A 13,910-nucleotide genomic window follows, 5' to 3' on the forward strand; every position below is an offset into this window, starting at 1 on the left:
ACGTGGTGCACCATCTAAACCTACCCACTGACTACGATGTAGCCCCATAATACTCATAACACCTCGACTACCAGCATAGGCCGGATTAACACTAATCGTATTATACATGTATTGGGTATATTGGGCGTCTTGCTGCGCATGAATGAATGTAGTAGTGCAAGTAAATACCAACATTATAAATATAAGTAAGGGTCTATTCATTAGAATTTTAATTGATTTAGGGATTAACAAATATATAGTATATTATATAAATACCATATTATTAGCATACTATCGACAATAAATATTGAAAGATAATTTGATTCTTACATTGTGTTTTTAGTGCTATATTTGCACCTTCATCACTACATATACAATGAAATTTACAGACGAAATAGGAAGAAGGAGAACCTTTGGGATCATCTCTCACCCGGATGCCGGTAAAACCACATTAACAGAAAAACTATTACTTTTTGGAGGAGCTATTCAAGAAGCCGGAGCGGTAAAATCGAATAAAATCAAAAAAGGAGCAACCAGTGATTTTATGGAAATCGAACGCCAGCGTGGTATATCAGTAGCAACTTCTGTATTAGCTTTTGAGTATAAAAATATTAAGATCAATATTCTTGATACTCCAGGACATAAGGATTTTGCAGAAGACACATTTAGGACCTTAACCGCTGTAGATAGTGTAATTGTTGTAATTGATGTTGCTAAGGGTGTAGAGGAACAAACCGAAAAACTAGTATCGGTATGTAGAATGCGTAACATTCCAATGATAGTTTTTATCAACAAACTTGATAGAGAAGGTAAAGATGCTTTTGAACTTCTGGATGAAATTGAGCAAAAATTAGGTCTTACTGTTACCCCTCTTAGTTTTCCAATCGGTATGGGGTATGATTTTAAAGGGATATATAATATTTGGGAGAAAAATATTAACCTTTTTAGTGGAGATAGTAGAAAGAATATAGAAGAAAATATTGAGATTTCTGATTTAGCATCCCAAGAACTGAATAAAATCATTGGAGACAGACCTGCAGAGACGCTAAGAGAAGAAATCGAGCTCGTTGAAGGTATATATCCAAAATTTGAAAACGAAGCCTACAAAAACGGAGAATTACAACCTGTGTTTTTTGGATCAGCATTAAATAACTTTGGCGTTAGAGAATTGCTAGATTGCTTTGTTAGTATAGCACCCCCACCAAGACCAAAAGAAAGTGATGTACGTATTGTAAAACCTGAAGAAAATGATTTTACAGGATTTGTATTTAAAATTCATGCCAATATGGATCCTAAACACAGAGATCGATTGGCTTTTGTAAAAATTGTTTCAGGTACTTTTGAAAGAAATGTACCCTATCTACACACAAGGCATAATAAAAAACTTAAGTTTTCCAGTCCAAATGCTTTTTTTGCAGAAAAGAAAGAAATTGTAGACATATCCTATCCAGGTGATATCGTCGGGCTACATGATACGGGTAACTTCAAGATTGGGGATACGCTTACAAAAGGAGAGATTCTTCATTATAAAGGTATCCCAAGTTTTTCGCCAGAACATTTTAGATATATTAACAATGCGGATCCTATGAAATCTAAACAATTGGCTAAAGGAATTGATCAATTAATGGATGAAGGAGTGGCTCAATTATTTACTTTAGAATTAAACGGAAGAAAAGTTATCGGTACCGTAGGGGCGCTTCAATATGAAGTTATTCAATATCGATTGGAGCATGAATATGGTGCAAAATGTACTTATGAAAACCTAAATGTCCATAAAGCATGTTGGGTAGATCCCGAAGATCCAAACAACGAAGAATTCAAAGATTTTAAACGTGTAAAAAGCAAGTTCTTAGCTAAAGACAAGCAAGGACAACTTGTTTTCTTGGCCGATTCTTCATTTAGTTTACAAATGACTCAGCAAAAATATCCTTCGATACAATTTCATTTTACTTCGGAGTTTTAGACGGTATAGGGCGAAAGCATAAAAAACCGGTTAGAAAATATCTAACCGGTTTTTTATAGTTCTATTTAAAAATAAAAGATTAAGCCTCTCCAGTAGGACCAAAATTCATTGGTATTGGTGGTTGCTCATAATCTTTAATCTCTCCATGAGCAGCCTCAAACCTATTAACATTATCATTAAGGGCTTTTAACAACCGTTTGGCATGTTGTGGAGTCAAAATAATTCGGCTCTTCACTTTACTTTTAGGTCTACCAGGCATAATATTTACAAAATCAACAACAAATTCTGAAACGGAGTGATTAATAATAGCCAGGTTACTATAGATTCCATCTGCTATTGATTCATCTAACTCTATATTTAATTGATTCTGTTTTTGATTTTGATTTTTATTGTCTGCCATTTCAAGTTCTTTTATTGTACTTCTTTTTAAAAAAAGAAAGCCTGCCTAGAGAGCGGCAGGCTTTTCGTATTAATTATAATTAACTTCTTGTCGTTGTTCCATTCGATCTTCGAATTCTTCTTTAGAACCTACAATAATGCTTTCGTAATCTCTCATTCCTGTACCTGCTGGGATTCTATGTCCAACAATTACATTTTCTTTAAGACCTTCAAGCGTATCAACTTTACCGCTTACTGCAGCTTCGTTTAATACTTTTGTAGTTTCCTGGAAGGAAGCCGCTGAGATAAATGACTTCGTTTGAAGAGAAGCTCTGGTAATACCCTGTAAAATAGGTGTCGCAGTCGCCGGAGTTACATCTCTAGCTACAACTAAATTCTTATCTTCTCTACGTAATACTGAATTTTCATCTCTAAGATCACGAGGAGAAATAATTTGACCTGGTTTAAGGTTTTCGCTATCTCCTGCGTCTTCTACAACCTTCATTCCGAAGATTTCATCATTCTCTTCTATAAAGTCTGATTTATGAACCAGTTGATTTTCTAAGAAAATAGTATCTCCCGGATCCTGGATTCTTACTTTACGCATCATCTGTCTTACCACTACTTCAAAGTGCTTATCATTAATTTTCACACCTTGTAGTCGGTAAACCTCCTGTACTTCATTAACTAAGTATTGTTGTACAGCAGATGGTCCTTTAATCTTAAGAATATCTTCTGGAGTGATAGAACCATCAGATAATGGCATACCTGCTCTTACATAATCGTTTTCCTGAACAAGGATCTGATTAGAAAGCTTTACAAGATATTTCTTAATCTCACCTATTCTAGACTCTACAATGATTTCGCGGTTACCACGCTTGATTTTACCAAAAGATACAACACCATCGATCTCACTAACAACAGCAGGGTTAGATGGGTTACGTGCTTCGAATAATTCAGTTACTCTTGGCAGACCTCCTGTAATATCACCAGCTTTAGCTGACTTACGAGGTATTTTAACCAGAATCTTACCTACCTTAATCTTGTCGTTATCATCTACCATAAGGTGGGCACCTACCGGAAGGTTATATGAACGTAACACTTCATCTCCTTTACCTAATACATGAAGCGTAGGTATCTTTTTCTTATCTCGAGATTCAGAAATTACTTTTTCCTGGAAACCAGTTTGTTCATCAATTTCTACCTGATATGTAACCCCTTGTTCGATGTTTTCGTAACTTACTTTACCAGCAAATTCAGAAATAATAACACCATTATAAGGATCCCATTGACAGATCACCTGTTCCTCCTTTAAGGTATCACCATCCTTAATGAATAGTTGAGAACCATAAGGGATTAGGTTTGTACTTAAAACTATCTTCGTCTTTGGGTCAATTATCTTCACCTCTGAAGTACGAGAGATCACTACATCTATTTCATTTCCTTCTGCATCTTCACCTTTAACCGTTTTAAGTTCTTCTATTTCTGCTTTACCAGAAAACTTAGATTTTAATTGGTTTTCTTCAGAAATGTTACCTGCGATACCTCCCACGTGGAATGTACGTAATGTAAGCTGTGTTCCAGGCTCACCAATTGATTGAGCTGCAACTACACCTACAGCCTCACCTCGTTGAACTGTTTTACCAGTTGCAAGATTACGACCATAACATTTCACACAGATTCCTTTCTTAGCTTCACAAGTCAGTGCAGAACGTACTTCTACAGATTCTACAGGAGAATTTTCAATAATTTTAGCTGTAACATCATCAATTTCTACTCCAGCTTCAACCAATACTTCTTGAGTAAGAGGATTAATTACATCTTGTAATGAAGTTCTACCAACAATTCTTGCACCTAAACCTTCGATAATCTCTTCGTTTTTCTTTAACGGAGTTACCTCTACACCTCTAAGCGTACCACAATCTTCTATATTAACAATAACATCTTGTGCCACATCTACCAAACGACGTGTAAGATATCCAGCATCTGCCGTTTTAAGAGCGGTATCTGCAAGACCTTTACGAGCACCGTGAGTAGAGATAAAGTATTCAAGAATCGAAAGTCCTTCTTTAAAGTTAGAAAGAATAGGGTTTTCGATAATCTCTCCTCCGGCAGAACTAGCTTTCTTAGGTTTTGCCATCAATCCACGCATTCCGGTTAACTGACGAATCTGTTCTTTAGATCCCCTAGCTCCAGAATCAAGCATCATATATACAGAGTTGAATCCTTGTTGGTCCTCTCTAATACGCTTCATCGACAACTCGGTAAGGTTTGCGTTTGTTGTTGTCCAAACATCAATTACCTGATTGTATCGCTCGTTATTAGTGATAAGTCCCATGTTATAACTTCCTACGATTTCATCTACCTTTTTATTAGCACTCGCAATCATCGTGTGCTTTTCTTGAGGTATAATGATATCTCCCAAACTGAATGATAATCCACCCTGGAATGCAAAGTTATATCCTAATTTCTTGATTTCATCTAAGAAAACAGCTGTTTCAGGAACACTAGTAACTTTCAAGATATCACCAATAATATCTCTAAGAGATTTCTTGGTTAATACCTCATTGATATATCCAGCTTGCTCAGGAACTTTTTCATTAAATAATACTCTACCTGTGGTAGTTTCGATTATTTTAGTTACTGATTCACCTTCTTCATTAATATCTTTAGTTCTTACTTTGATATTAGCATTGATATCTAATCTCTTCTCGTTATATGCGATCACAACTTCCTCTGGAGAATAGAATGTCAAATCTTCACCTTTTATTTCTAACTCTGAAGTAGATCTACGTGATTTGGTCATATAATAAAGACCCAATACCATATCCTGAGAAGGTACGGTTACCGGAGAACCATTAGCAGGGTTTAAGATGTTATGTGAAGCAAGCATCAATAACTGTGCTTCTAAAATTGCCTCTGGACCCAGTGGTAAGTGTACCGCCATCTGATCCCCATCAAAATCTGCATTAAATGCAGTACATACTAATGGGTGTAATTGAATCGCTTTACCTTCAATAAGTTTAGGTTGGAATGCCTGAATACCTAATCGGTGAAGCGTAGGAGCACGGTTTAGTAATACTGGATGTCCTTTAAGAACATTTTCTAAGATATCCCAAACAACAGGCTCTTTTCTATCTATAATCTTTTTAGCCGATTTTACAGTTTTTACAATACCACGTTCAATCAACTTTCTGATTACAAATGGTTTGTATAGCTCTGCAGCCATATTTTTTGGAAGACCACATTCGAATAATTTCAATTCTGGTCCTACAACGATTACCGAACGAGCTGAATAATCCACACGTTTACCAAGTAAGTTTTGACGGAAACGTCCTTGCTTACCTTTTAACGAATCAGATAATGATTTTAATGGTCTGTTAGAATCTGTTTTAACAGCAGATGCTTTACGTGTATTATCAAATAATGAATCTACAGATTCTTGAAGCATACGCTTTTCGTTACGAAGAATTACTTCAGGAGCTTTAATCTCCATCAAACGCTTCAAACGATTGTTACGTATAATTACACGACGATATAAATCATTCAAATCAGATGTTGCAAAACGACCACCATCAAGTGGTACCAATGGGCGTAATTCTGGCGGAATTACTGGTACTACTTTAAGGATCATCCATTCTGGACGGTTTTCTCTATTTTTGTTTGCATCACGGAACGACTCTACAACCTGAAGACGTTTAAGTGCTTCTGTTTTACGTTGTTTTGAAGTTTCGTTATTTGCTTTATGTCTTAATTCATAAGAAAGTGCGTCAAGATCAATTCTTCTTAGAATCTCGATCAAGCACTCTGCTCCCATTTTAGCGATAAATTTATTTGGATCAGTATCGTCCAAATATAAATTCTCTTGTGGAAGGCTATCTAGGATATTAAGATATTCTTCTTCTGTAAGGAAATCCATTTTTTGTACTGGCTCTCCTTCTTCATTTTTGGCAATACCAGGCTGGATTACTACGTAACGCTCGTAGTATATAATCATATCCAGCTTTTTAGAAGGAAGGCCTAATAAATATCCTATTTTATTTGGTAAAGAACGGAAATACCAAATGTGTGCCACAGGAACCACTAAGTTAATGTGACCTACACGGTCTCTACGTACTTTCTTTTCGGTAACTTCTACCCCACATCGATCACAAACAATACCTTTGTAACGAATTCTTTTATATTTACCACAAGCACATTCAAAGTCCTTTACAGGTCCAAAGATACGCTCACAGAACAAACCATCACGCTCAGGTTTGTGAGTACGATAATTGATAGTTTCAGGTTTTAATACTTCTCCGTTTGATTGCGCCAAAACTGATTCTGGAGAAGCTAAACCAATAGAGATCTTATTAAATCTCTTTACTGTATTCTTATCATTATTTCTTGCCATAATATATGGTTGCTAAAGAATTATTGTAATTTAAAATTGAATAACATTTGGTATTTTGAACTAACTACCCTTCGACAAGCTCAGGGTGAAAGCTTTAACACCTTTCATTATTCTTCTAATCTGATATCCAGACCCAGACCTTTTAATTCGTGCATTAATACGTTAAAAGATTCTGGTAATCCAGGTTCTGGCATAGGCTCACCTTTAACGATACTTTCGTACGTCTTAGCTCTTCCTATAACATCATCAGATTTCACAGTCAATATCTCACGAAGCGTACTTGAAGCTCCATAAGCTTCAAGAGCCCAAACTTCCATCTCTCCAAAACGTTGACCACCAAACTGAGCTTTACCACCAAGTGGTTGCTGAGTAATCAAGGAGTATGGACCGATAGAACGTGCGTGCATCTTATCATCTACCATGTGACCTAATTTAAGCATATAAATCACACCTACAGTAGCAGCTTGATCAAATCGATCACCTGTTCCACCATCATAAAGATACGTATGTCCAAATCTTGGAATTCCTGCTTCATCAGTCAATTCATTAATTTGATCAAGAGAAGCACCATCAAAAATTGGAGTAGCAAATTTTCTATTTAATTTTTGCCCGGCCCATCCTAATACAGTTTCATAAATCTGACCAATATTCATACGAGAAGGTACCCCAAGTGGATTCAATACGATATCTACTGGTGTTCCATCTTCTAAGAAAGGCATATCTTCTTCTCTTACGATACGTGCAACAATACCTTTGTTACCGTGTCGACCTGCCATCTTATCACCTACTTTTAATTTACGTTTTTTAGCAATGTAAACTTTAGCAAGTTTTATAATTCCTGAAGGTAATTCGTCTCCTACCGAGATTGTAAACTTCTCTCTTCTTAGGTTACCTTGTAAATCATTTTCTTTAATCTTATAGTTGTGGATAAGATCTGCAACCATACTATTAAGTTCATCATCGGTAGTCCATGTTCCTTTGGTAAGGTGTGCATAATCATCAACACTATTCAGCATTTTTTGAGTATACTTTTTACCTTTAGGAAGCACTTCTTCTCCTAAGTCATTCATAACACCTTGAGAAGTTTTACCTCCAACAATAGCAAATAACTTATCTACTAATTCTGATTTTAACAATTCAAATTTTGTATCGTAAGATCTCTCTAGGATATCAATATCTTCTTTGTCTTGAGAACGTTTTCTCTTATCTTTTATAGCACGTGCAAATAATTTTTTATCAATAACCACACCGTGTAATGATGGAGAAGCTTTTAAAGAAGCATCTTTAACATCACCAGCTTTATCACCAAAGATCGCTCTTAATAGTTTTTCTTCTGGAGTAGGATCACTTTCTCCTTTTGGAGTAATTTTACCAATCAGAATATCACCAGGTTTGATCTCTGCTCCAACACGGATCATACCGTTTTCATCAAGATCTTTTGTAGCCTCTTCAGAAACGTTAGGGATATCATTTGTCAATTCTTCATGACCTAATTTAGTATCTCTAACTTCAAGAGAGTACTCATCGATATGAATAGAAGTAAAGATATCATCTCTAACTACTTTTTCAGAAATTACAATCGCATCCTCAAAGTTATATCCTTTCCAAGGCATAAAAGCCACTTTCATGTTTCTACCAAGTGCAAGCTCACCGTTTTCGGTTGCATACCCTTGACAAAGAACTTGACCTTTTGTCACTCTATCCCCAACTCTTACAATTGGTTTAAGGTTGATACTTGTTCCCTGGTTTGTTTTACGGAACTTGATAAGGTTGTATGTTTTAGAATCACCATCAAAACTAACCATTCTTTCCTCATCAGTTCTATCGTACTTGATCGTGATTTTTTGAGCATCAACATATTCTACAACTCCGTCTCCTTCTGCATTAATCAATACTCTTGAGTCTGAAGCTACCTGACGTTCTAACCCTGTACCTACAATTGGAGCATCCACTCTTAATAATGGCACTGCCTGGCGCATCATGTTTGATCCCATCAGTGCACGGTTTGCATCATCATGCTCTAAGAATGGGATTAACGATGCTGAAATCGATGCTATCTGATTTGGTGCGACATCTGCATAATTTACATTTGTTGGCTCAATTACCGGGAAGTCACCTTCCATACGAGCAATTACTTTATCAGATTCAATAGTTCCATCATCTTTTAATGGAATATTGGCTTGTGCAATCAATTTCTCTTCTTCCTCTTCTGCACTTAAATATCTAAACTCGCTAATATCAACTTTACCTTCTTCAACTTTACGGTAAGGAGTCTCTAAGAATCCCATTGAATTCACTTTTGCGAATACGGCAAGCGAAGAAATCAGACCAATATTTGGACCTTCAGGAGTTTCGATAGGACATAAACGACCATAATGTGTGTAGTGTACGTCACGAACCTCAAATCCTGCTCTTTCTCTTGATAAACCACCAGGTCCAAGAGCAGAAAGTCTACGTTTATGAGTAATCTCTGCTAATGGATTGGTTTGATCCATAAACTGAGATAGCTGATTCGTACCAAAGAACGAATTAATTACAGAAGATAAGGTTTTAGCATTGATCAAATCAATTGGCGTAAATACCTCATTATCTCTAACATTCATACGCTCACGAATAGTACGAGCCATACGAGCTAAACCAACACCAAACTGTTGTGATAATTGCTCTCCTACAGTTCTAACACGACGATTAGAAAGGTGATCAATATCATCAATCTCAGCTTTAGAATTAATTAACTCAATTAAGTATTTTATGATGGTAATGATATCTTCTTTGGTAAGCACTTGCTTATCCATTGCGATATCAAGACCCAATTTCTTATTCATTCTATAACGACCAACTTCACCTAAGTTATAACGTTGATCAGAGAAGAATAATTTGTCAATAATACCTCGTGCAGTTTCCTCATCTGGTGGTTCTGCATTACGTAATTGACGATAAATATGTTCTACCGCTTCTTTTTCAGAATTGGTTGGATCTTTTTGTAATGTATTATGGATAATTGCATAATCACCTTTTTGATTATCTTCTTTGTGCAATAAAATAGTTTTTGCACCAGATTCGATTATTTCTTCAAGGTGATCCTTATCTAGGATTGTATCACGATCTAAAACGATCTCATTACGCTCGATAGATACTACCTCTCCTGTATCTTCATCCACAAAATCCTCATGCCAAGTATTTAGTACACGAGCCGCTAATTTACGCCCTAGTACTTTCTTTAAACCTGACTTAGAAACTTTTACCTCTTCTGCAAGGTCAAATATTTCTAAAATATCTTTATCTCTTTCAAAACCGATGGCACGGAAAAGTGTTGTAACCGGTAATTTTTTCTTTCTATCGATATATGCGTACATTACGCTATTGATATCGGTAGCAAATTCTATCCAAGAACCTTTAAAAGGAATTACTCTGGCAGAATATAATTTAGTTCCATTAGCATGGAATGATTGTCCAAAGAATACTCCTGGAGATCGGTGTAACTGAGATACAACTACACGCTCAGCTCCATTAATACAGAAAGTACCACTAGGGGTCATATACGGAATTGTACCTAGATATACGTCCTGAACAATAGTTTCAAAATCCTCGTGTTCTGGGTCAGTACAGAATAATTTAAGACGTGCTTTTAAAGGCACACTGTATGTAAGACCTCTTTCAATACATTCTTGCAGATCATATCTTGGAGGATCCACAAAATAATCTAAAAATTCTAGTACAAATTGATTACGAGTATCAGTAATCGGGAAGTTTTCCATGAAGGTATTATATAAACCTTCGTTTCCTCTTTCTTCAGACTTTGTTTCTAATTGAAAGAAATCCTGAAAAGATTTGATCTGGATATCCAGGAAGTCAGGATATTCGGGTCTATTCTTTACGGAAGAGAAATTCAATCTTTCTGTTTGCGTTGCTAACATCAATGGACGGAATTAAATTAAAATTTTAAAAAGGGTTGCATATTTTAATGCTTAACATTTATATATGCAAAATGGTTTAGACCACAGAGAATACTCTCCGGGTCTAAACCTATATATCAATCTATGGTAAGCTTACTTAAGCTCAACCTCAGCTCCAGCCTCTTCTAATTGAGCTTTAAGAGCTTCTGCTTCGTCTTTAGCAACTCCTTCTTTTACAGCTTTAGGAGCTCCATCAACTAATTCTTTAGCATCTTTAAGACCAAGACCAGTTAATTCTTTAACAAGTTTTACAACTGCCAATTTAGAACCACCTGCAGCCTTAAGGATTACATCAAATTCTGTTTTTTCTTCAGCAGCATCTCCACCTCCAGCAGCAGCTCCACCAGCTACGGCAACTGCAGCAGCAGCAGGCTCGATACCATATTCTTCTTTTAATATATCAGCTAACTCATTAACTTCTTTTACTGTTAAGTTAACTAATTGTTCTGCGAAATCTTTTAAATCTGCCATTTTCTATCGTTTTAAATAATTTTTTTAATTGAAATATAATTTATTAAAAAGTGCGTACACTACTAGTTATTATCCTTCTTTTTCGGATAATGTTTTAAGGATACCTGCTATTGTACCTCCACCTGACTTTAATGCTGAAATAACATTCTTAGCTGGTGACTGTAATAAGCCGATAATATCTCCGATAACTTCTTCTTTAGACTTGATATTAACTAAAGTCTCAAGGTTATCATCACCGATAAATATTGCTTCTTCGATAAAAGCTCCTTTTAATACAGGTTTCTCAGATTTCTTACGAAATTCTTTGATTACCTTAGCAGGTGCATTACCAGTTTCAGCAAACATTAATGAAGTATTACCATTTAATACATTTGGTAATTCTCCAAAATCCTTATCAGAATTCTCCATTGCCTTAGCAAGAAGTGTATTCTTAATTACTTTTAATGATACATTAGCTTTAAAACAAGCTCTACGTAAGTTTGAAGTTGTACCTGCATCTAGACCTGAAATATCAGCTAAATAGATATTAGCATTTTCAGCCAACTGAGCAGTTAAGTCTTCAATTACTAGTGATTTTTCTTCTCTTGTCATAATCGTTTTTCTTAATTACCCAGCAAAGTTTTTAGCATCTATTTCAACTCCAGGACTCATTGTAGAAGAGATGTATATTGATTTAATATACACTCCTTTAGCAGCCTGAGGTTTTAACTTTACCAATGTTGTTATTAATTCTTTAGCATTTCCAGCTATCTTATCTGCATCAAAAGAAGATTTTCCTATTGCAGCATGAACAATACCTGTTTTATCTACTTTAAAATCTATTTTACCAGCTTTAACATCAGAAACAGCTTTTGCTACATCCATTGTTACTGTTCCAGTTTTAGGGTTAGGCATCAATCCTCGTGGTCCTAATACTCTACCTAGAGGTCCTAATTTACCCATTACACTAGGCATGGTAATTATTACATCGACATCTGTCCAACCACCTTTGATTTTATCAAGATATTCATCAAGACCAACAAAATCAGCACCAGCTTCTTTAGCTTCAGCTTCTTTATCTGGCGTTACTAATGCTAATACTTTAACATCTTTTCCTGTTCCGTGAGGTAACGTTACCACACCACGTACCATTTGATTAGCTTTACGTGGATCTACGTTCAAACGAACAGCAAGATCTACAGAAGCATCAAAATTTACGTTTGTTATTTCTTTTACTAAAGCGGAAGCTTCGGCTAGTGAATATGCTTTATTGCTATCAACTTTAGCACGTGCTTCTTTTTGCTTTTTTGTTACTTTTGCCATTTTGTAAACGTTTTTGGATTAAAAAGGAGCTTGTCCTTTTACAGTTACACCCATTGAACGAGCAGTACCAGCAATCATTTTCATAGCAGATTCTACTGTAAATGCATTTAAATCTTGCATTTTATCTTCAGCGATTGCACGAACTTGATCCCAAGTAACACTTGCTACTTTCTTACGATTAGGCTCTCCAGAACCTTTTTTCTGTTTTGCTGCTTCCAGTATCTGAACCGCTGCAGGAGGAGTTTTTATAACGAAGTCAAAAGACTTGTCTTTATACACATTAATAACAACCGGTAATACTTTACCAGCTTTATCTTGTGTTCTACCATTGAATTGCTTACAGAATTCCATGATATTTACTCCGGCAGCACCTAAAGCAGGCCCAACTGGTGGGGATGGGTTAGCCGCTCCACCACGTACTTGTAATTTTACAACCTTACTTAACTCTTTAGCCATTTTTCTAATTTTAAATTAGAATTGTTCTACATGTGGAAGCAAAAGAACAACTCTGGATATATAATGTAACAATTATTATACTTTCTCTACTTGCATATAACTTAATTCTAATGGCGTTTTTCTACCAAAGATTTTAACCATTACTTCAAGTTTACGCTTCTCTTCATTTACTTTCTCAACAGTACCATTAAAACCATTAAAAGGTCCATCGATAACTTTTACAGTTTCTCCAACTGTATAAGGTATAGCAACATTATCAGTCTTAACTGCAAGTTCATCAACTTTACCAAGCATTCTATTGATTTCAGATTTTCGTAAAGGAACAGGATCTCCTCCTTTTACTTCTCCTAAAAAACCAATAACTCCATTAATAGACTTAATAATATGTGGTATTTCACCAGATAAGTTAGCTTCTATCATAACATAACCCGGGAAATAAACACGTTCTTTATTTATCTTTTTTCCATTACGGATCTGTACCACTTTTTCTGTAGGAACAAGAATTTGCGAAACATAATCCTGAAGACCCATGTGAGAAATTTCTCTCTCTATATAGTCTTTTACTTTATTTTCCTGCCCGCTAACCGCTCTTACAACGTACCACTTCTTTGAATTATCCACCTCGGCCATTTTGACAATTTAAGATTTAACTAGAGTAAAATAGTACTCGATCAAATTACTAAACACAGTATCTATTCCCCATATAGCTAGAGAAAAAATAACCGAAAAAACAATAACAACCAAGGTTAGCCTTTGTGCTTCAGCCCACGGTGTCCATGTTACATGGTTTTTCAATTCGTTATATGATTCTGTAATATAGTTTATTAATCCAGCCATCTTGTTTATTATTTATACGAACCTAAGAATACTCCCTTAAAATTCGTTACATAAATTCTTACCTATCTCAATCATAATTTATGATTGTTCTTGCACGGGTTGAGAGGCTCGAACTCCCGACACCTGGTTTTGGAGACCAGTGCTCTACCAACTGAGCTAAACCCGTATACATAAG

11 protein-coding genes and 1 tRNA gene are annotated in these 13,910 nt (G+C 35.7%); 1 reads left to right on the forward strand and 11 read right to left on the reverse strand.

Annotated elements, in window-relative coordinates:
* On the reverse strand, positions 1-174 hold a 174-nt coding region (locus JJQ60_RS19100; protein ID WP_455423520.1), incomplete at its 3' end, for a type IX secretion system membrane protein PorP/SprF.
* 181 nt (positions 175-355) lie between these two features.
* On the opposite strand from JJQ60_RS19100, the gene JJQ60_RS19105 reads away from it, so the two are divergent.
* A complete protein-coding gene (locus tag JJQ60_RS19105) occupies positions 356-1,942 on the forward strand; it encodes a peptide chain release factor 3 (protein WP_201923958.1) in 1,587 nt (528 codons plus the stop codon).
* A gap of 79 nt (positions 1,943-2,021) precedes the next feature.
* Here JJQ60_RS19105 and JJQ60_RS19110 read toward each other — a convergent pair whose 3' ends face one another.
* The 10 genes from JJQ60_RS19110 to JJQ60_RS19155 form a co-directional block, all read right to left on the reverse strand.
* A complete protein-coding gene (locus JJQ60_RS19110; protein ID WP_201923960.1) occupies positions 2,022-2,342 on the reverse strand; it encodes a DUF3467 domain-containing protein in 321 nt (106 codons plus the stop codon).
* Positions 2,343-2,411: 69 nt separating this feature from the next.
* The gene (rpoC, locus tag JJQ60_RS19115) at positions 2,412-6,713 is read right to left on the reverse strand and encodes a DNA-directed RNA polymerase subunit beta' (RefSeq protein ID WP_201923962.1); all 4,302 of its coding nucleotides are present in this window, start codon (positions 6,711-6,713) and stop codon (positions 2,412-2,414) included.
* A gap of 107 nt (positions 6,714-6,820) precedes the next feature.
* Positions 6,821-10,630 (reverse strand): DNA-directed RNA polymerase subunit beta, encoded by a 3,810-nt coding sequence (gene rpoB / locus JJQ60_RS19120; RefSeq protein WP_201923964.1) that lies wholly within the window; start codon positions 10,628-10,630, stop codon positions 6,821-6,823.
* 132 nt (positions 10,631-10,762) lie between these two features.
* On the reverse strand, positions 10,763-11,140 hold the full coding sequence (gene rplL, locus JJQ60_RS19125) for a 50S ribosomal protein L7/L12 (protein WP_201923966.1): 378 nt from the start codon (positions 11,138-11,140) through the stop codon (positions 10,763-10,765).
* Between the two features lie 69 nt (positions 11,141-11,209).
* Positions 11,210-11,731, reverse strand: a complete 522-nt coding sequence (gene rplJ, locus JJQ60_RS19130; RefSeq protein ID WP_201923968.1) for a 50S ribosomal protein L10 — start codon at positions 11,729-11,731, stop codon at positions 11,210-11,212.
* A 15-nt stretch (positions 11,732-11,746) separates the two neighbouring features.
* A complete protein-coding gene (gene rplA / locus JJQ60_RS19135) occupies positions 11,747-12,442 on the reverse strand; it encodes a 50S ribosomal protein L1 (protein WP_201923970.1) in 696 nt (231 codons plus the stop codon).
* An 18-nt stretch (positions 12,443-12,460) separates the two neighbouring features.
* Positions 12,461-12,898, reverse strand: coding sequence for a 50S ribosomal protein L11 (gene rplK, locus JJQ60_RS19140; RefSeq protein WP_103071214.1), 438 nt, complete (start codon positions 12,896-12,898; stop codon positions 12,461-12,463).
* 75 nt (positions 12,899-12,973) lie between these two features.
* Positions 12,974-13,528, reverse strand: a complete 555-nt coding sequence (nusG, locus tag JJQ60_RS19145) for a transcription termination/antitermination protein NusG (RefSeq protein WP_201923972.1) — start codon at positions 13,526-13,528, stop codon at positions 12,974-12,976.
* Between the two features lie 9 nt (positions 13,529-13,537).
* Positions 13,538-13,735 carry a preprotein translocase subunit SecE gene (gene secE / locus JJQ60_RS19150; RefSeq protein ID WP_201923974.1) on the reverse strand — a complete coding sequence of 66 codons (198 nt, stop codon included), beginning with the start codon at positions 13,733-13,735 and terminating at the stop codon, positions 13,538-13,540.
* A gap of 93 nt (positions 13,736-13,828) precedes the next feature.
* A tRNA-Trp gene (locus tag JJQ60_RS19155) sits at positions 13,829-13,901 on the reverse strand.
* Between the last annotated feature and the right edge of the window lie 9 nt (positions 13,902-13,910).

Source organism: Aquimarina mytili, assembly GCF_016735115.1.
GTDB lineage: Bacteria > Bacteroidota > Bacteroidia > Flavobacteriales > Flavobacteriaceae > Aquimarina > Aquimarina mytili.